The 18199-nt window shown below is 72.4% G+C and carries 15 protein-coding genes; 3 read left to right on the top strand and 12 right to left on the bottom strand.

All coding sequences use genetic code 11. The annotated features are described in order from the left end of the window. Nucleotides 1-143: 143 nt before the first annotated feature. The 9 genes from mraY to ACFHWU_RS00940 all read right to left on the bottom strand — a co-directional run bounded on the left by mraY (nucleotide 144) and on the right by ACFHWU_RS00940 (nucleotide 11704). Nucleotides 144-1268 carry a phospho-N-acetylmuramoyl-pentapeptide-transferase gene (mraY, locus tag ACFHWU_RS00900; protein ID WP_416551737.1) on the bottom strand — a complete coding sequence of 375 codons (1125 nt, stop codon included), beginning with the start codon at nucleotides 1266-1268 and terminating at the stop codon, nucleotides 144-146. Then, the gene (locus tag ACFHWU_RS00905; protein WP_416551736.1) at nucleotides 1265-2710 is read right to left on the bottom strand and encodes a UDP-N-acetylmuramoyl-tripeptide--D-alanyl-D-alanine ligase; all 1446 of its coding nucleotides are present in this window, start codon (nucleotides 2708-2710) and stop codon (nucleotides 1265-1267) included. The genes mraY and ACFHWU_RS00905 overlap by 4 nt, the downstream gene beginning before the upstream one ends. Continuing rightward, nucleotides 2707-4296, bottom strand: coding sequence for a UDP-N-acetylmuramoyl-L-alanyl-D-glutamate--2,6-diaminopimelate ligase (locus tag ACFHWU_RS00910; RefSeq protein ID WP_416589593.1), 1590 nt, complete (start codon nucleotides 4294-4296; stop codon nucleotides 2707-2709). Before ACFHWU_RS00910 ends, ACFHWU_RS00905 begins: the two co-directional genes overlap by 4 nt. Nucleotides 4297-4351: 55 nt before the next feature. Next, on the bottom strand, nucleotides 4352-6586 hold the full coding sequence (locus ACFHWU_RS00915; protein WP_416589594.1) for a penicillin-binding transpeptidase domain-containing protein: 2235 nt from the start codon (nucleotides 6584-6586) through the stop codon (nucleotides 4352-4354). Between the two features lie 5 nt (nucleotides 6587-6591). After that, nucleotides 6592-7170, bottom strand: a complete 579-nt coding sequence (locus ACFHWU_RS00920; RefSeq protein ID WP_123602605.1) for a hypothetical protein — start codon at nucleotides 7168-7170, stop codon at nucleotides 6592-6594. A gap of 11 nt (nucleotides 7171-7181) precedes the next feature. Beyond that, entirely contained in the window at nucleotides 7182-8315 is a 1134-nt protein-coding gene (gene rsmH / locus ACFHWU_RS00925) for a 16S rRNA (cytosine(1402)-N(4))-methyltransferase RsmH (protein WP_416589595.1), read from the bottom strand. A gap of 265 nt (nucleotides 8316-8580) precedes the next feature. Further along, nucleotides 8581-9012, bottom strand: coding sequence for a division/cell wall cluster transcriptional repressor MraZ (gene mraZ, locus ACFHWU_RS00930; RefSeq protein WP_123602607.1), 432 nt, complete (start codon nucleotides 9010-9012; stop codon nucleotides 8581-8583). Then, a complete protein-coding gene (locus ACFHWU_RS00935) occupies nucleotides 8964-10304 on the bottom strand; it encodes an AAA domain-containing protein (protein WP_416589596.1) in 1341 nt (446 codons plus the stop codon). The genes mraZ and ACFHWU_RS00935 overlap by 49 nt, the downstream gene beginning before the upstream one ends. Next, nucleotides 10301-11704, bottom strand: a complete 1404-nt coding sequence (locus ACFHWU_RS00940) for a hypothetical protein (protein ID WP_416589597.1) — start codon at nucleotides 11702-11704, stop codon at nucleotides 10301-10303. Before ACFHWU_RS00940 ends, ACFHWU_RS00935 begins: the two co-directional genes overlap by 4 nt. Nucleotides 11705-11788: 84 nt before the next feature. Between ACFHWU_RS00940 and ACFHWU_RS00945 the strand changes: the two genes are divergently transcribed. Genes ACFHWU_RS00945 through ACFHWU_RS00955 form a run of 3 tightly spaced genes read left to right on the top strand, consistent with a single transcriptional unit; the run spans nucleotide 11789 to nucleotide 14488 of the window. Beyond that, the gene (locus ACFHWU_RS00945) at nucleotides 11789-13009 is read left to right on the top strand and encodes a MurT ligase domain-containing protein (RefSeq protein WP_416551816.1); all 1221 of its coding nucleotides are present in this window, start codon (nucleotides 11789-11791) and stop codon (nucleotides 13007-13009) included. Nucleotides 13010-13049: 40 nt separating this feature from the next. Next, nucleotides 13050-13748 carry a type 1 glutamine amidotransferase gene (locus tag ACFHWU_RS00950; RefSeq protein ID WP_416551815.1) on the top strand — a complete coding sequence of 233 codons (699 nt, stop codon included), beginning with the start codon at nucleotides 13050-13052 and terminating at the stop codon, nucleotides 13746-13748. Further along, nucleotides 13745-14488 carry a TVP38/TMEM64 family protein gene (locus ACFHWU_RS00955; RefSeq protein ID WP_416551730.1) on the top strand — a complete coding sequence of 248 codons (744 nt, stop codon included), beginning with the start codon at nucleotides 13745-13747 and terminating at the stop codon, nucleotides 14486-14488. Before ACFHWU_RS00950 ends, ACFHWU_RS00955 begins: the two co-directional genes overlap by 4 nt. Here the strand turns inward: ACFHWU_RS00955 and leuS are convergent. From leuS to ACFHWU_RS00970, 3 genes are all read right to left on the bottom strand, one after another. Next, complete coding sequence (gene leuS / locus ACFHWU_RS00960) at nucleotides 14472-17312, bottom strand: leucine--tRNA ligase (RefSeq protein WP_416589598.1); 2841 nt, start codon at nucleotides 17310-17312, stop codon at nucleotides 14472-14474. The genes ACFHWU_RS00955 and leuS overlap by 17 nt on opposite strands. A gap of 278 nt (nucleotides 17313-17590) precedes the next feature. Continuing rightward, nucleotides 17591-17971, bottom strand: coding sequence for a monovalent cation/H(+) antiporter subunit G (mnhG, locus tag ACFHWU_RS00965; protein WP_416551728.1), 381 nt, complete (start codon nucleotides 17969-17971; stop codon nucleotides 17591-17593). Further along, nucleotides 17968-18183, bottom strand: a complete 216-nt coding sequence (locus ACFHWU_RS00970) for a monovalent cation/H+ antiporter complex subunit F (protein WP_416551814.1) — start codon at nucleotides 18181-18183, stop codon at nucleotides 17968-17970. The genes mnhG and ACFHWU_RS00970 overlap by 4 nt, the downstream gene beginning before the upstream one ends. Nucleotides 18184-18199: the final 16 nt, after the last annotated feature.

The following is an 18199-nucleotide window of genomic DNA, read 5'->3' on the forward strand; positions in this document are numbered from 1 at the left end:
GACCGGCCCGAGTCAGCGCTCATCCGGGCCGCCACCTGTCGTCGCCATCGGTCCATCATCGGCGCTGCCGCCCTCGGCGGCCGGACATCAACACCGCACCGGCGTGTCGGGCCGGCCGCCGCAACGGGCGCGGGCCGGCTGGGCTAGCCCATCACCGCAAGGAACTCGCTGTAGAACAGGCCGAGGCCGATCGCCACGCCGATCCCGGCGATGATCCAGAACCGGACGACGATGTTGACCTCGCTCCACCCGGCCAGTTCGAAATGGTGCTGCAGAGGCGACATCCGGAACACCCGCTTGCCGGTGGTGCGGAACGAGATGATCTGGATCACCACCGACATGGTGATGATGACGAAGAGCCCACCGATGATCAGCAGCAGCAGCATGGTCCTGGTGGCCATCGCCATCCCGGCGATCAGCCCGCCGAGCCCGAGCGCGCCGGTGTCACCCATGAAGATCCGCGCCGGCGAGGTGTTCCACCAGAGGAAACCGACACAGGCTCCGGCTGCCGCACCAGCGATCAACGCGATCTCCAGCGGGTCGCGCACCTGGTAGCAGTACTGGGCGGTGTAGTTCGGGTCGGCGCACCAGTGCCGGTACTGCCAGAAGGCGATCAACGCGTAGGTGCCGAGCACCATCACCGACGCGCCGGTGGCCAGACCGTCCAGCCCGTCGGTCAGGTTGACGCCGTTGGTCGTGGCCATCACCACCAGGATGAAGATGACCACCGACGCGGCCTTGCCGACGTCGAGGGCGTCGATGTCGCGGATGAACGACAGCGTGGTGCTGCCGACCGTCTCGGTGTTGGTCGCGTCGCCGGTGGAGTCCACCATCGTGCTCGGGAAGTACAGCGCGATCACCCCGAACACCGCGCCGACCAGGATCTGACCGAGTAGCTTGCCCCGCTTGTTCAGCCCGGCGCTGTTGCGTTTGCGGACCTTGAGGAAGTCGTCAACAAAGCCGACTGCCCCGGAGAAGACCAACAGGCCGAGCAATACGAGCGCGGTGATGGTCGGCCCGACCTGGGCGATCTGCTGGGCCGGCAAAGTGGTCAGGGCGAGGTGACCGGCGACGTACGCGACCACCGTCGCCACAATGAAGACCACGCCGCCCATCGTCGGCGTGCCCTTCTTGCCCTGGTGCATGACCGGGCCTTCGGCCCGGATCGGCTGGCCGGCCTTGAGCCGCGTGAAGACTTTGATCGCCACCGGGGTGCCGAACAGCGACACCAGGAAGGCCACGGCCGCCGCGACGATGACCGCTCTCACGCCGTCGCCTCCCCGACCCCGGTCACCGGCGTACCCTCGGAGGCCGATCCGTCGCGCAGCGCGTCGACGACCTCCCAGGTGCGGTACCGCGAGCCCTTCACCAGCACCACGTCCCCGTCGGTGAGTTCCCGCCGGAGCAGGTCGATCGCCGCCTGTTGATCGGTGACCAGCACCGACTCCCCTTCCCACGTCGCAACCGCCGCCGCCCCATGCCGGATCGGCGCGGCCTGTTCACCCACCACCAGCAGCCGGTGCACGCCGAGCTCGGCAGCCAACCTGCCAACCTCGGCGTGCCCCTGCTCCTCGTACTCGCCAAGCTCGGCCATATAGCCAAGCACCGCGGTGGTCCGTCGCCCCGAGCCGAGATCGACCAACGCCCGCAGCGCCGCCGCCGTGGAGGCGGGGTTGGCGTTGTAGGAATCGTCGATCACGGTGATTCCGTCCGCCCGATCGATCACGTCCATCCGACGAGTCGAGACCAGCCGGAGCTGGCCGAGCCCGGCCGCCAGCTCCGCCGGGTCGGACATCCCCAGCTCGATCGCCACGGCCGCGGCGAGCAGGCTGTTACCGACCTGATGCCGGCCGCTCACCGCTAGCCGCACCGGCGCCGACCCTGCCGGGGTGACCAGCTGGTACGCGGCCCTCCCGCGGTCATCCACTGTGACGTTCTCGGCGCGCACCGTCGCCGCGGAGTCCGCTCCGGCCAGCACCACCCGCCCGGCGGTGCGTTCAGCCATCTGCCGCACCCGGGGGTCGTCGGCGTTGAGCACCGCGACGCCGTCAACCGGCAACGCCTCGACCAGCTCGCCCTTTGCGGTGGCGATGGCGTCGACCGAACCGAACTCCCCGAGGTGCGCGACCCCGACGTTGATCACCACGCCGATCCGGGGCGGCGCGACTTCGCACAGGTGCCGGATGTGGCCGATGCCCCGGGCGCCCATCTCAAGCACCAGGAACCGGGTCTCGGCGTCGGCCTGCAGCACGGTGTACGGGTGGCCGAGCTCGTTGTTGAACGAGCCGGCCGGCGCCACCGTCGGGCCGATCCCGGCGACGAGCTGCGCGATCAGGTCCTTGGTCGTGGTCTTTCCCGACGATCCGGTCAGGCCGATCACGGTCAGCTGGGGCAGTCGGTCCAGGACCGCCCGGGCCAGCCGGGCCATCGCGTCGAGCGGATCGCCGACGAGCACCATCGGCACCGGGGTGGCGCCGCCGTCGACGGCGATCGGGCGGGTGCCGAGCACCGCGACGGCTCCGGCGGCGAGCGCCGCGCCGGCGAAGTCGTGCCCGTCGACCCGCTCGCCGGCGAAGGCGACGAACAGCCCGCCGGGCCCGATCCTGCGGGAGTCGAACTCCACCCCGCCGGTGACCCGGCTGGCTGGATCGGCGTCCTGCAGCCGCCCACCAACCGCCTCGGCCACCTCGGCCAGCGTCATCGTGATCATGCCTGCCTCACCAGTGCCGGGAACCGGGCGGTCAGTGACGCCGCGAGCTCCACCCGGTCGTCGAACGGCTGGACGTTGCCGTCGATCTCCTGTCCCTGCTCGTGGCCCTTGCCGAGCAGCGCGACCACGTCGGTGGGCCCGGCAAGCCGGACCGCCTCGTCGATCGCCGCCCGCCGGCCGGCGACCTCCACCACCTCGGCTCCAGCGACGCCGTCGGCCCCGTGGCGTACCTCGGCCCGGATCGCCGCCGGGTCCTCGGTCCGCGGGTTGTCGTCGGTGACGATCACCAGGTCGGCACCGCGGGCGGCGGCGGCGCCCATCGTCGGACGTTTACCCCGGTCCCGGTCGCCCCCGGCCCCGATCACGCAGATCAGCCGGCCCCGCCGGGAGTCGGCGAGACCGCGCAGCGCGGTCAGCACGGCGACGATAGCGTCCGGCTTGTGCGCGTAGTCCACCACGCCGAGCACCGGGCCGGGGGCGGCGACCTGTTCCAACCGGCCGGGTACGCCGGGGCAGTCGGCCACTCCGGCGGCGGCCGTGGCCGGATCGACGCCGAGCGCGACCAGGGTCGCGATGGCCAGCAGCGCGTTCGCCACGTTGTGCCGCCCCGGCAGCCCGACGGCGGCCTCGATGGAGATCCCGTCCGGGCCCAGGGCGATGAAGTGTTGCCGGTAGCCGTCGTCGCTGACCGCCGCAGCCCGCCAGGTGGCGGCGGCGTCCCCGGCGGCCGAGTAGGTGACCGTGTGTGGACGACGCAGCGGCTCCAGGGCCGGGTCGTCGTGATTGAGCACCTCGACCGCGCAGCGGCCGTCGAAGAGCCGGGCCTTGGCGGCGAAGTAATCGGCGGCGTCGGCGTGAAAGTCGAGGTGGTCCGACCCGAAGTTGGTGTAGCCGCCGACCGCGAACCGCACACCGCCGACCCGGTCCAGGACCAGCGCGTGGCTCGACACCTCCATCACCACGCTAACCACGCCGTGCTCGCGGGCCACGGCCAACATCGCGTGCAGATCGGTCGCCTCGGGGGTGGTCCGCACACTGGGCACGATCAGGTCGCCGAGGCGGGTCTCGACCGTACCGATCAACCCGGTCGACTGGCCGGCGGCCCGCAGCCCCGACTCGACCAGGTACGCGGTGGAGGTCTTGCCGGCGGTGCCGGTCAACCCGATCATGGCCAGGTGCCGGGTCGGCTCGCCGTAGACGACCGCCGCGACCCGGCCCAGTACCGTCCTCGGCTCGGGGACCACCAGGGCGGGCAGCCCGGCTTCGGCAGCCGCCGGGGCGCCGGCTGGATCGGTGAGCACGGCCACCGCGCCTCGGGCACCGGCGTCGGCGACGAACTCGGCGCCGTGCCGGCGGGCTCCGGGCAGCGCGGCGTACAGGTCACCGGGCCTGACGTCGCTGCTGGCGTGGGTGATTCCGCTGATCAGCGGGGCTGCGGCGGTCGGTGGCGGCACCGCCAGCGACGCGGCGAGCTCCGCGAACGGAATCGGACGATTGGTGCGGGGTCGTGGATTGCCGGGCACGGCGCTAGACCCTACCCGGTCCGCGGTCCGGGCCCGCGCAGCGGCGTACCGGTCGCTCCGCATCGCGCGGCGTTTCGTCCGTACGGGTGACTCCCGCACGTCGCCCGGGCACGGAGCGTCACGGGTGCACCACGAACTCGGGTGGCTCGGTGCCGGTCGGCGGTACCCGGTAGTGCAGCAGGGTGAAGCGCATCATGTCGCGAAACGCTGGGGCGGCGACGTCCCCGCAGCCACCACCGGGGGTGTGCGACACCACGGCGACCACGTAGCGCGGGTCGTCGGCCGGCGCCATGCCGATGAACGACGTCACCGCACCGGGGGCGACGGAGCCGTTGACGATCCGCCGACCGGTGCCGGTCTTGCCGGCCACCCGGTATCCGGGGACCGCCGCCGCGGTGCCGGTGGCACCAGGGATGGTGGTGACGCCTTCCATGATCATGCGCAGCGCGGCGGCGTTGTCGGCACTGAGCACCCGGCGGGTGGTCGGCGCCTCGGTCGGGGCGCGCTGCCCGTGCTCGTCAACGATCTCCCGGACCAGTCGGGGCGGTACGTAGACGCCGTCGTTGGCGATCGCCGCGTAGGCGGCGGCCATCTGCAGCGGGGTGGCGTCGACGCTGTGCCCGAGCGGCACCGACCCGTACGACGAGGCGCTCCACTCGTCCAGCGGCAGCACCCTGCCGCTGGCCTCGCCGGGTAGTCCGACCCCGGTCGGGCTGCCCAGACCGAACGCCTGCTGGTACGCGTGCAGCCGCTCCGGCCCGAGCTGGTCGGCGATCTTGATCGTGCCGACGTTCGACGAGTAGGCCAGCATACCGGCCAGGCTGGTCGCGACACCCGCCTCGATCGGGCGGGTGTCCCGGAAGGTGGTGTCGCCCTTGCGGATCGTCGGACCGAGGTCGAGTGTGGTGTCCGGCCCGATCAGCCCTTCCTCCAGGGCAGCTCCGAGCACCAGCGGTTTGTGCACCGAGCCGGGTTCGGCGGTGAACGTGGTGGCGATGTCCTGCCGGTCGGACGGATCGCTGGACCACGCGTCGGCGGCGTTGTAGGTGGGCTCGCTGGCCTGGGCGAGAACCTCCCCGGTACGCGGGTCCAGCACCACCGCAGCGGCCACACTGACGGCGCACTGCTCCAGCGTTGCGCTGAGGATCCGTTGCACCTCGTACTGCAGGTCCCGGTCAATGGTGAGCACCAGCGAACTGCCGGGCTGCGGCTCGGTCTCCTGCCGGTAGCCGCCGGGAATCTCGGCCAACCGCAGGTCGCGGTTGCCCTGCTCGGCGATCCGCTGCCCGTTCACCCCGCGCAGCACCTCGTCGTAGCGCGCCTCGATGCCTTCCAGGCCGTTCATGTCCAGACCGACGAAGCCGAGCAGGTTCGCGGCCAGGTCGTTGCCGGGCACCTCGCGCCGTTCGTCGTAGTCCACCCCGATACCCGCCAGTTCCAGGTCCATCACCTGGTCGGCGAGCTCGACGTCCACCCCACGAGCCAGGAACTCGAACCGCGACTCCTGCCCGTCCTCGCGGGTCTGCGGGACCAGCCGGTCCAGCAGCGTGGAGCGGGGGATGCCGAGCAGCGGTGACAGCGCCTCCGCCGTCGCCTGCGGATCCTCGACCAGACCCGGGTCGGAGTAGACGAACCGGGCGGCGACGCTGTGTGCCAGCACAGCGCCGGTACGGTCGTAGATGCTGCCCCGGGGGGCGGGCACGACGACCGAGCCGATCCGGTCCCAGACGCCGCCGTCGGCGTACGCCGGGGCGTCAACGACCTGCAGCACGATCAGCCGGATCCCGATCACCACGAACATGGCCAGGGTGAGAAAGGTGCCCAGCCGCAGCCGGCGCCGGGGGTCGGCCAGCCGGGGCAGGGTGGCGGGCCGCCGTGGGCGGCCCCGGGTGCCCTGTCGGGCCGGGCCCGGGGCACGCCGGGCGGAGCCGGACGACGCCTGCCGGGACTTGCCGTCCGCCCCGGCATGGCCGGTGGTCGACCGGTGGCGGTTGGAGTCGGCTCCGCGCCGCGCTGCCCGGTCCGGGTCGACGCCGCGGCGCGACGTGCTCCGCCGGTCGGCGTCGCGACGTGGTCCGGTACCCCGGTCGCCGGGGTCCGCCGGACCGCTCCGGGCTGGCGGCCGACCGCTGGTGGACCGACCCCCGTCGAGCACCTGCAGCGCGGGCCGGAACGGATCCCGACTGCGTTCGGCGCGGCCGGTGCGGCGTTGCTCGGCAGACTCGCGCACCGTCCTACCCCGGGGGGTGTAGGCGCGGGCGTCGGCGATGCCGCCGATCGGGCCGGGTTCACCGACGCCGCCGCGCCGGGATCCACGTGGATCCCGGCGCGGCGGATCGGAACGGTCAGCCACCCGGCTTACTCCCCCGCCCCCTGCTGCGAGCTGGTGATGGCCGGCTCACCGGTGGCCGGCTGCGGTACGCCGATGATCCGTCCGTCCGGCAGCCGGATGAACGCTGGCGGACCGGACTCGACCAGACCGAGCTTGCGAGCCTGGGCGGCCAGGTTGTTCGGCGCCTCGTACTGCGCGATCTCCTTCTCCAGCTGCTGCTCCTGCAGATCCAGGTTCGACTGCTGCTGCTGCAGCGTGCCGATCCGCACCGCGTTCTCGTTGATCTTGGTGTTGACCAGCAGCACACCGAGCACCCCACCGACGACGACCACCAGGATCATCGCGATGAACGGTGCCCGGGGCACCGACACCGGTGCCGGCGGTGCGACCCGCAGTCGCGGCGGCGCCGGCTCCGCCGAGCTGTCCCAGACCCGGACCGAGTCCTGAGTCGTGGGCTGCTCCTGCAGCGCCGCGCTGCCCTGGGTCACGTAGCCCCCTGACGGGTTGCTGCGCCGCGCCGCGGTCCGGCCCCCCGACCGCGGTGCGCCCACCCGGGCGCCGCGCTGACCGACCTGCCCCGAGCGGTCGCGCTTCTCGACGTTCATCTCCCCTCCCCCTACTCCTTCTCGTCACGACCCCGATCGTGACGTCTCCGCCGGCCGGCGATCCCGTCCGGTGTGGATGGCCCGGACGCCGCCGCGTCGGGCCGGTGTGGTGCTCTCCCCGGGTGGGGCCGTTCGCGGGCGGCCCCACCCTTTCCCCGCCCGGCGGTGCCGGCACTGCGCACCGCCGCCTGTCCGATGTGCTCCGCCGCGCGCAGCCGTACCGACGCCGCCCGCGGATTGGCCGCGATCTCCGCCTCGCCGGCCTGCTCGGCACCCCGGCCGAGCAACCGCAGCGTCGGGCCGGTGCCCGGCAGCTCGACCGGCAGCTCCACCGGTGCGGTGCTGCGCGCCCGGCCAGCCAACGTCTGCTTGGTGATCCGGTCCTCCAGCGAGTGGTAGGACAGCACCACCATGCGTCCGCCGACGTGCAACGCGTCCAGCGCTGCCGGCAGCGCCCTGCGCAGCACCGCCAGCTCCTCGTTTACCTCGATACGCAACGCTTGAAACGTTCTCTTCGCGGGGTTTCCCCCAGTTCTTCGGGTAGCCGCCGGCACCGCCGACTCGACCAGTTCAGCCAGTCGCGTCGACGAGGTGATCGGCTGCCGCTGCCGCTCCCGCACGATCGCCGAGACGATCCGGCTGGCGAACCGCTCCTCGCCGTACTCCCGCAGCACCCGGACCAGGTCCCCCGGGGGGTAGCCGTTGACGATCTCCTCAGCTGTGGTCCCCCGCCCCTGGTCCATCCGCATGTCCAGGGCGACGTCCCGGGAGTAGGCGAACCCGCGCTCGGGCGCGTCGAGCTGCAGTGAGGACACCCCCAGATCGAACAACACGCTGTCCACCCCGGACAGCTCGAGCTGGTCAAGGACCTCGGGCAACTCGTCGTAGACCGCGTGGACCAGATGGACCCGGTCGGCGAACCCGGCCAACCTCGCCCGGGCGTGTGCCAGCGCTTCCCGGTCACGGTCCAGCCCTACCAGGGTGACCAGCGGGAACGCCGCCAGCACCGCATGGGCGTGACCGCCCAGGCCGAGAGTCGCATCGACGTGCACGGTCGGCCGGTCACCGCGGTCCAGCGCGGGGGCGAGCAGCTCGAGACACCGCTCGAGCAGCACCGGTACGTGCGTACCGCGAAGCTCCCCCATGTCGACCCCCAGTGGCCTGCCTGCCGTGCCGTGCCCGGTTGCTGCGTTGCCGCTCGTCGTACCGCCAGATCCCCATCCGCTCTACTCCCGCCCACCGCCCGTGCCGGACCGGTGCTCGAAACACGCGCCTGGCGCCGGGGAAGTGGCGCCAGGTGCGGGAGCGGCTGGAGATCTCGCAGTACGTCGGACGACCGGTGCCGACCGGCGGCTCTCGCGTCAGCCACCGACACCCGACGAAGAGCCGGGCGGTCGATCATCCGTTGCCCTACAGTCCGCCGGGCAGCACCCCCTCTTCGATGTCCGCGAAGTCGTCCTCGCTATCGGAGAGGTATGTCTCCCATGCCTGCTTGTCCCAGATCTCCACCCGGCTGCTCGCCCCGATCACCACGAGGTCGCGGCCGAGCCCGGCGTACTCCCGCAGATGCGCCGGGATCGTCACCCGGCCCTGCTTGTCGGGCACCTCGTCATGCGCGCTGGCAAAGAAGACCCGGCTGTAGGCCCGCGCCGCCTTGTGCGTCATCGGTTGCTCGCGCAGCTGCTCGGCGATCCGCTGGAACTCCGGCGTCGGGAACACGTACAGACAGCGTTCCTGCCCCTTGGTGATCACGACACCTCCCGCCAGCTCGTCCCGAAACTTGGCTGGAAGGATCAACCGGCCCTTTTCGTCCAGGCGCGGAGTATGGGTGCCGAGAAACACGGCCCAACCCCCCTTGCCCATGAACGGCATTCGCGGTGCCGCATCCCCCGGGGCCGGCGGGCCCTCCCGGCCCCGCCATCGCGCCCCACTCTACTCCACTTCCCTCCACCCGCAACCAGAATCGCGACCGAAACACGCCCAACTCTCCGACAAAACTGCACGTCAGCGGGGGTGGTGCCGAGTGGAGGGCGGGCGGGCGCCGGTCCGCTTTCCGACAGCGCGACATCGTTCTCTCCCGTCCGGCGCGGACACCGACACCGCCCGCGGCGACGATGGCAGGGGCTGTCCGCTCCCGATCGCGGTAGCGGCTGTCGGCTCCCAATGGCGGCCCGCTGCCCGGCAAGGATCTCCAGCGCCGCCCGCACCGGGTCACCGTTCCAGCGGGAGGCGAAAGCGTCGACCAACGCCCAACCGGCCCGGCGCAACGCCCGCTGCCGCGCCAGGTGCGCTTGCGGACCGTCCGGATGGACCACACGGTTGAGACCGACGGTGTCGGCGCCGACACCGAGACAGATGTCCACCGTCCACCGTCCGACCGGGTAGTCGAACCGCACCACGCCGCCGTTTTCGGTCAGCCGGGCACCGAGCTGTTCAGCCCAACCGCTGACCCCGGCGGTGGTCGCCACGCCACCGCACGGCACCGCCGGCGGCGGTTGGCGCGCGTACCGCAGAGACTTCCTTACCAGGCCGTCGGCGGCGGTCAGCGAGGTCACCACCACCAACTGCCGGCGCGCCCGCGTGATCAGGACATTGAACAGGTGCGGATCGGCCAGGAAACGTAACCTGGCCGGCGGATCGTCGTCGGTTGCCGCGAACGACGCCACCACCGTGTCGGCCGCGCCGCCCTGGATCGTGTGCTCGGTGCCGACCCGCAGGCCCAGCTCCTCGATCCGCTCCACCGGAAATTCTGCGACCAGTGCCGCCTCCAGCGCGTCGGCCTGCGCGCGAAACGGGGTGACGACGCTGATCTGCGACCGGCCGGAAGTCGCGAGCTCCCGCACCACCTCGACGGTGGCGGTCACCCCCGCCGTATTCACCCCGTCCACGGTGGCCGCCGACACCACCTGCCGCACCGCGATCACGTCGATCGACTCGTTCGCCGGGTGGCGGGTGATGACCGCGAACCGGTCAGCGTAGAACCGCCGGGCCGCAAACTCGATCAGCTGCGGTACGCAGCGGCGGTGCTCGTCGAGCCAGGTCACCGGTGCGCTGGCAGCGGCGAGATCGAAGGCGCTGACCCGGCGGACGTCGAGCCGGTCGTCCAGACCGTGTCGGTCCAGCGTGTCGGTCACGTCCACATCCGCGACGAAGGAAACGAAGCGCAACTGTCGTGGGTCACCGACGACCAGCGCCCGCCGGGCCCGGGCCAGCGCCGGGGCAGCCCGGATCTGGTCGCTGTGCGAGGCCTCGTCAAGGATGACCAGCTCGCCAACGCCCCGGCGTTGCGCCGGGCCGCCGGATCCCATCGACGCTCGCTGCCGGCGCGGTCCCGCATCGCGGTCGCGACCCGTTCGGCGAGCTCCCGGTCGGCCTCATCGAGCCGGTCCCAGTACGCCGCCAGATCAGTGCCGCCCGCAGCGGCGAGCCGAGCCCGAGCCGCCACCGCCCGGGCCGCCTCAACCGCATCGGCGACCTGGTCCAACGCACCGTCGGTGTCCCCGGCGAGGTCGACGGCGACACCGAGCCGACGCCGCAGCCAGCGACGGGCGGCCCGCCGCAGCCACCTCGTCCGCCAGTTCCAGCCCGCGCCGCGTGCCAGCCGGACCTGGCGCGCGGCACCGGCGAGGTCCATCCCGGGTGCGGCGAACGCGCCCGGTGCGGTCAGTGACAGCGCACCGAGCAGCGGCTCCCACGACGTAGCTGCGGCGGCCAGTTCCTCGGTCTCCAGGGCTAGCCGGATCAGGCCGGTCTCCCGGTCGACCGTGTCCAGGGCGGCGGCCACCACGGTGTGGCCCTTGCCGTTGCCCGGCGGACCCGACACGACGGTGAGTCGTTCCCGCCGGACCCGCCGGACCACGTCCGACTGGGCGGCGGTCAGCGGCAACGGTGACTCGACCGCAGCGGCGTCGAACCGGGCGTCGGGCGTGGCTGCATACCCCGCCGTTGTTTCGCCGGCACCGCCGCCAGCGCCGGTCGGCGTCGGCTGGTAGACCGCCGCCAGCGCGGTGCCGGTCAGGTCCCGGCCGGCCCAGGCCCGTAGTCCGTCGGCGAGCGCCACCCCGTAGACATCCCGGACGGTGAACAGCACCGCCAGCCATGCCTGCGTCCCGGTCGCCGTCAGCCAACCCGGCCCGCCCAGACCCGGCACCGATTCCAGGTTCGCCGCCACGGCGCGATCCGTGACCAGGGAGGTCAGCTCCAACTCCCCGGCCGACACCACCCGGTAACCACGCAGCGCATGCTCCAACCGGACCGGTTCGGACAGCAACGGCAGCCGGACCCGGCGACGGACCCCGTCCCGTTCGACGGTGCCGACGACCAGACCCAGGCCGCGTCGCAGGATCCGCTCGTCGCGGTGCAACAGGTCGACCGCGGCCAACCGGTCGGTGGCGGCATCACGCTGGTGCCGGTCCGGATCGGCGAGCCAGAGCAGCGGCTGGCCGCCCCGGGTCACGTCCAACATCCGCTCGGGTGCGGCGGGCGCCAGCTCGGCCAACGCCCGCAGCGCGGTGGCGACCGTTGAGCTACTCATCGGTCGTCGACCGTACCAACGCGTCCGTGCGTCGATCGGCGCCGGACAGGGTCCGGTAACCTCGCTCGCGTGACGGACGCGAAGATGCCCTTGCGGGCGAAGGTGGCAAGCTCGGTGTCCCGCACCGCTGCGGCGCTGTCGCGGGCCGCTGGGCGAGGTGACGGGTCGGTGATCGGCGGTTGGATCGGCCTCAAGATCGATCCGGAGCTGCTGGCGCATCTCGCCGCCGGGCGGTCCGTCGCGCTGGTCTCCGGCACCAACGGCAAGACCACCACCACCCGGCTCGCCGCGGCGGCGGTCGGCGTACTCGGCCGGGTCGCGACGAACTCGTACGGCGCGAACATGCCGACCGGGCACACCTCCGCGCTGGCCAAGGCCGGCACCACGCCGTACGCGGTGCTCGAAGTGGACGAGCATTACCTGGCTCAGGTACTCGAGGCCACCAGCCCCCGGGTGGTCGCCCTGCTGAACCTCTCTCGGGACCAGCTGGACCGGGCTAAGGAGGTGGCGATGATGGCCCAGCTGTGGCAGGTGGCGCTGGCCGAGCATCCCGAGATCAAGGTGGTGGCCAACGCCGACGACCCGATGGTGGTGTGGGCGGCCGCGACCGCCGGCTCGGTCTCCTGGTTCAGTGCCGGGCAGCGCTGGCACGACGACTCGTGGGTCTGCCCGGAGTGCGGTTCGGCGATCGAACGCTCCGACAACCAGTGGTGGTGCGCCGGCTGCCCGCTGCGCCGGCCCGACCCGGAGTGGGTGGTCGACGAGGACGGTGTCATCGACCCGAGCGGCGCCTGGCACAAGGTGACGCTGCAACTGCCCGGGCAGGTCAACATCGGCAACGCCGCCACCGCGCTGGCGGTGGCCGCCGAGTTCGGCGTACGCCCGGTGGCCGCGGTGTCCCGGCTGGCGGTGGTCACCTCGGTGGCCGGCCGGTACGCGCAGGTGGTCCGCAACGGGCGGACCATCCGGCTGCTGCTGGCCAAGAACCCGGCCAGTTGGCTGGAGGCGTTCGACATGGCTGATCAGGCACCGACACTGCTGTCGATCAACGCCCGCGACCCCGACGGACTGGACACCTCCTGGCTGTTCGATGTCGACTTCTCGCCGCTGCGCGGCCGCCAGGTACTGATCACCGGGGACCGCGCCTTCGACCTCGCCGTCCGGCTGGAGGTCAACGACGTGCCGTTCCTGCACGTCCCGTCGCTCAACGCGGCGATCGCCTCGGTGCCGCCCGGCCGACTGGAGGTCATCGCGAACTACACCGCATTCCAGGACATCCGAGCGGAGCTGGACCGTGTCAACTGAGTCATTTCCGGCCACCGGCCCGTCGATCGGCGGGCCCAGCGTGCTCCGCCTGGTCTGGATCTACCCCGACCTGCTGTCCACCTACGGCGACCGGGGCAACCTGCTGATCCTGGCCCGTCGAGCCCAGCAGCGCGGCATACCGGTGGAGCTCACCGAGATCCGCTCCGACCAGCCGGTGCCGCAGTCGGCCGACATCTACCTGATCGGCGGCGGCGAGGACGGCCCGCAGGCGCTGGCCGCCCAGCGGCTACGGGCCGACACCGGGTTGCACCGCGCGGTCGACCAGGGCTCAGTGATCTTCGCGGTCTGCGCCGGCTACCAGTTGCTGGGCACCTCGTTCTTCGCCAAGGGCACCCAGTGCACCGGCCTGGAGTTGCTGGACCTGTACTCCGACCGGGGACCGAGCCGGGCGGTCGGCGAACTCGCCGGCGACATCGACCCGCGGCTCGGCGTACCACCGCTGAGCGGTTTCGAGAACCACGGCGGGCGCACCCATCTCGGCAACGGCGTCTCGCCGCTGGCCCGGGTCACCGCCGGGGTCGGCAACGACGGGACCAGCGAGGGCGCCTGGCGGGGCAACATCCTGGGCACCTACGCGCACGGCCCGGCGCTGGCCCGCAACCCGGCGCTGGCGGATCTGCTGCTGCGCTGGGCGATCGGCGCGGCCAGCTTGCCGCCGCTCAACGACCTGTGGGCCGACCGGCTGCGGGCCGAACGGACGGCCGCGATCCGCACGTGAGGCGGCTGGGCCGGGCACTGCGCGAGCCGGCGGTGGCCCGGTTCGCGGCCCTGCTCACCCTGATCGGTGGCTGCGCCCTGCTGGTGCTGCTGGCTCCCCGGCCCGAGTTGGCGGCACTGACCGGGCTGCCCGACCAGCTCGGAGCGGCCGGTCCGGTGCTGGCCGTGGTCGGCGGCGCGCTGCTGCTGACCGTGCTGGTCCCCCGCACGTTCATCACCCTGACCTGGGGAGCGCTGTTCGGCCCGGTGGCGGGTGCCGGCTACAGCCTCGCCGCGGCCGCGCTGGCTGCGCTGATCGGCTTCGTTGTCGGACGGTGGCTCGGCCGGGAGTACGTCGTCAGCCGGACCTCGATGGCGGCCCCGCCGGCCGGCCTGGCCGGGCGAGCCGACCGGATCAGGTTACGGCTGGCCCGGCTGGACCGCTGGTTCGCCACCCAGAGCGTGCTGGGCGTGATCATGGTCCGGCTGCTGCCGATCAGCGGGTTCGGCATGGTCAGCTACGGCTACGGCACCACCGGTGCCCGGCTGGTCCCGTTCCTGATCGGCAGCGTGCTGGCGTCGGCGCCGACCGCGGTCGGCTACGCGGTGATCGGCGCGGCGGTGGTCGCCCCCGGTGAGATCAACTGGCTGGCCGCCGCGCCCGCCGGCCTGGGTGCGGCGGCCACCGTCGTGCTGCTGCTGCGCTGGCGCCGCGCGGTCCGGGCGGACCGCGCGGCGCTGCGGGTCACGGGACCACGCTGACCATTCGGCCCGGGACCACGATCACCTTGCGCGGCGTACGGCCGGCCAGGTGCTCGGCGACGGCGTCCAACGCGGCGGCCCGTACCTCGTCCTCGGCGGCCTCGGCCGGCACCTCGACGCGGCCCCGGACCTTGCCGGCCACCTGCACCGGATAGGTCACCGACGCGGCCCGCAGCAGCGCCGGGTCGGCCGACGGGAAGTCGGCGTAGGTCAGCGAACCGGTGTGGCCGAGCCGCTGCCACAGCTCCTCGGCGACGTGCGGGGCGAACGGGGCCAGCATCAGCACCAGCGGCTCAGCCACCTCGCGGGGGGTGGCCGGCAGCCGGGTCAACGCGTTGGTCAGCTCGATCAGCTTGGCGATCGCGGTGTTGAACCGCAGCCCGTCCATGTCCGACCGGACGCCGTCGATCACCCGGTGCGTCAACCGGCGCAGCTCGTCGTCGGCCGGGTCGTCGGTCACCCGGGACGCCCCGGACTGCTCGTCGACCAGGGCCCGCCACACCCGCTGCAGGAACCGGTACGAGCCGACCACCGCCCGGGTCTCCCAGGGGCGGGACACCTCCAGCGGGCCCATCGACATCTCGTACACCCGGAACGTGTCGGCGCCGTACGCCTCGCACATCTCGTCCGGGGTGACCACGTTGCGCAGGCTCTTGCCCATCTTGCCGTACTCGCGGTTGACCGCGGTGTCGCCGTGGAACCAGCCGCCGTCGCGCTCGGTCACCGCCGCCGCGTCGACGTACGCGCCGCGCGCGTCGGTGTACGCGTATGCCTGGATGTAGCCCTGGTTGAACAGGCGGCGGAACGGCTCGACGCTGGACACGTGCCCCAGGTCGAACAGCACCTTGTGCCAGAACCGGGCGTACAGCAGGTGCAGCACGGCGTGCTCGACCCCGCCGACGTACAGGTCGACACCGCCGCAGTCGGCCGACGACGCCGGACCCATCCAGTACCGCTCGTTGGCCGGGTCGACGAAGGCGTCGCTGTTGGCCGGGTCGGCGTAGCGCAGCTCGTACCAGCAGGAGCCGGCCCACTGCGGCATCGTGTTGGTTTCCCGGCGGTAGCGCCGCCGGCCGGCCGGCGCACCCGGCACCCCGGTCAGGTCCAGCTCCACCTCGACCCAGTCGGCGGCTCGCGACAGCGGGGTCTCCGGGTCGGATGCGGCGTCGTCAGGGTCGAAGGTACGCGGCGAAAAGTCGTCGATCTCCGGCAGCTCCAGCGGCAGCATGTCCTCCGGCAGCGGAATCGGCAGCCCGGTTTCGTCGTACACGATCGGGAACGGCTCGCCCCAGTAGCGCTGCCGGCTGAACAGCCAGTCCCGCAGCCGGTAGGTGACCGCGCCCCGGCCGTGGCCGCCCGCCTCCAGCCAGGCGATGATCCGCTCCTTGGCCTCGGTCACGCCCAGACCGTTCAGGAAGTCGCTGTTCATCGCCGGTCCGTCACCGGTGTACGCCTTGCCGGTAAAGTCCGCCGGCGGCGTCACGGTCCGCACGATCGGCAGGTCGAACACCTCGGCGAAGTCCCAGTCCCGCTCGTCCTGCGCCGGCACCGCCATGATCGCCCCGGTGCCGTAGCCGGCCAGTACGTAGTCGGCGATGAAGATCGGCAGCCGGGCGCCGTTGACCGGGTTGGTGGCGTACGCGCCGACGAAGACGCCGGACTTGTCGCGGGTCTCGGCCTGCCGCTCGGCGTCGGTGCGCCCGGCCGCCTGCTTGCGGTACGCCTCGACCGCCTCGGCCGGGGTGGCGTGTCCGCCGGTCCACGCCGGCCGGGTGCCCGCCGGCCAGGCGGTCGGCACCAGCTCGTCGACCAGGGCATGCTCGGGAGCCAGCACCATGTAGGTGGCGCCGAAGACGGTGTCCGGTCGGGTGGTGAAGACCTCGATCGGGGCGGCGTCGGTCGGGAAGACGATGTGGGCGCCGGTGGACCGGCCGATCCAGTTGCGCTGCATCAGCTTGATCGGCTCGGGCCAGTCCAGCAGGTCCAGGTCGGTCAGCAGCCGGTCGGCGTAGGTGGTGATCCGCATCATCCACTGCCGCAGGTTGCGCTTGAAGACCGGGAAGTTGCCCCGCTCGGACCGGCCGTCGGCGGTGACCTCCTCATTGGCCAGCACGGTGCCCAGACCGGGGCACCAGTTGACCGGCGCCTCGGAGACGTACGCCAGCCGGTGCGCGTCGACCAGCTCGCGGCGTTCCCGGTCGGTCAGCTCGGACCAGGCACGTCCGTCCGTGGTGGCGCGCCGACCCGACTCGTACGCGGCGATCAGGTCACTGACCGGCCGGGCCTTGCCGGCCTCGGTGTCGTACCACGAGTTGAAGACCTGCAGGAAGATCCACTGGGTCCAGCGGTAGAACTCCACGTCTGTGGTGGCCACCGACCGCCGGTCGTCGTGGGCCAGCCCCAGCATCCGCAGCTGGGCCCGGTACCGTTCGATGTTGGCCTCGGTGGTGGTCTGCGGGTGCTGTCCGGTCTGCACCGCGTACTGCTCGGCGGGCAGGCCGAAGGCGTCGAAGCCCATCGCGTGCAGCACGTTGCGGCCGGCCATCCGCTGGTAGCGGCCGTAGCAGTCGGTGCCGATGAAACCCAGCGGGTGGCCGACGTGCAGCCCCGCGCCGGACGGGTACGGGAACATGTCCAGCAGGAAGAGCTTCTCGGCGTCGGCGCGCGGGTGGGCCGGGTCGGCCAGCGGGCCGACCGGGTTGGGCGCATGGAAGGTGCCGTCACGTTCCCACCGCTGCTGCCACCGTCGCTCGATCTCGCCGGCCATCGCGGCGGTGTACCGGAACGGTGGGGTGTCCGCCGCGGTCTCGACTGCCTCGCTCATCGTCGGTCGCCACCTCAGGGTCGGTTGTGGGCTGTGATGTGTTGGTCGTGGGCATGAAAAAACCCCTCCACAGGAGGGGTCGCCGTGCTGCCGCCGCCGGACGTCCGCTGCGCCGATCAGGCGGCCTGGTGGGTCAGCACGGCCGGAGAAGGAGCAGGAAGGCGCCGGCCATGGCGCCAGTGTACTCCGGGTCGGAGAACCAGGTGGACCGCCCTCACCGCCGCCTCCGGCGACGGCGACGGCTACGGCGACGGCTACGGCGACGGCTACGGCGACGGCTACGGTCGGCTGGCCTCCCCCGGTCCCTCCGGCACCGCGCCCGGCCGTCTCTCGCCCTGCTCGGCGAGGGCGTCGAACCTGCTCTGCGGGCTCATCGGCGCACCGGACAGGTAGGCCGCCCGGGCCAGCGCGTACCCGCCGACCGGCGCGGTGACCACCTGCAGCAGCACGGCCAGGGTCACCACCGCCGCGGTCCGTGGGCTGGGCAGCAGGGTCAGCACGCCGAGCAGGATGAGCACCAGGCCCAGGCTGGCCGCCTTCGCCACCGCGTTCATCCGGTTGTAGACGTCGGGCAGCCGTAGCATGCCGAGCCCGGTGATCCCGATCAGCAGGGTGCCCGCACCGAGCAGTACCCCGGCGAGCACGTTCCAGCCGGTCACCGGCTCCTCCGATGCACCAGGCGGGCGAGCGCGACCGTGGCGAGGAACCCGACCAGGGTCGCGGTCAGCACGATGTCGAGCAGTTCGGCGATCCGCAGCCGGGCGGCGAGGACCGCCACCCCGGCGATGAAGACGAAGAAGCCGAAGTCGACGGCGGCGGCACGGTCGGCGTCGGTCGGGCCGATCACCAGACGGATGATCGCCGTCGCCATCGCCAGGGCCAGGACG

The sequence above is a fragment of the Micromonospora sp. LOL_015 genome, assembly GCF_048060275.1.
Lineage (GTDB): Bacteria > Actinomycetota > Actinomycetes > Mycobacteriales > Micromonosporaceae > Micromonospora_E.

Coding starts and splice junctions, on each gene's coding strand:
- ACFHWU_RS00910 (WP_416589593.1), bottom strand. CDS start 4,296: ATGCGGAGCGACCGGTACGCCGCTGCGCGGGCCCGGACCGCGGACCGG.
- ACFHWU_RS00905 (WP_416551736.1), bottom strand. CDS start 2,710: ATGATCACGATGACGCTGGCCGAGGTGGCCGAGGCGGTTGGTGGGCGG.
- leuS (WP_416589598.1), bottom strand. CDS start 17,312: ATGAGCGAGGCAGTCGAGACCGCGGCGGACACCCCACCGTTCCGGTAC.
- ACFHWU_RS00970 (WP_416551814.1), bottom strand. CDS start 18,183: ATGGCGACGGCGATCATCCGTCTGGTGATCGGCCCGACCGACGCCGAC.
- ACFHWU_RS00940 (WP_416589597.1), bottom strand. CDS start 11,704: ATGAGTAGCTCAACGGTCGCCACCGCGCTGCGGGCGTTGGCCGAGCTG.
- ACFHWU_RS00920 (WP_123602605.1), bottom strand. CDS start 7,170: ATGAACGTCGAGAAGCGCGACCGCTCGGGGCAGGTCGGTCAGCGCGGC.
- ACFHWU_RS00945 (WP_416551816.1), top strand. CDS start 11,789: ATGCCCTTGCGGGCGAAGGTGGCAAGCTCGGTGTCCCGCACCGCTGCG.
- rsmH (WP_416589595.1), bottom strand. CDS start 8,315: ATGGGGGAGCTTCGCGGTACGCACGTACCGGTGCTGCTCGAGCGGTGT.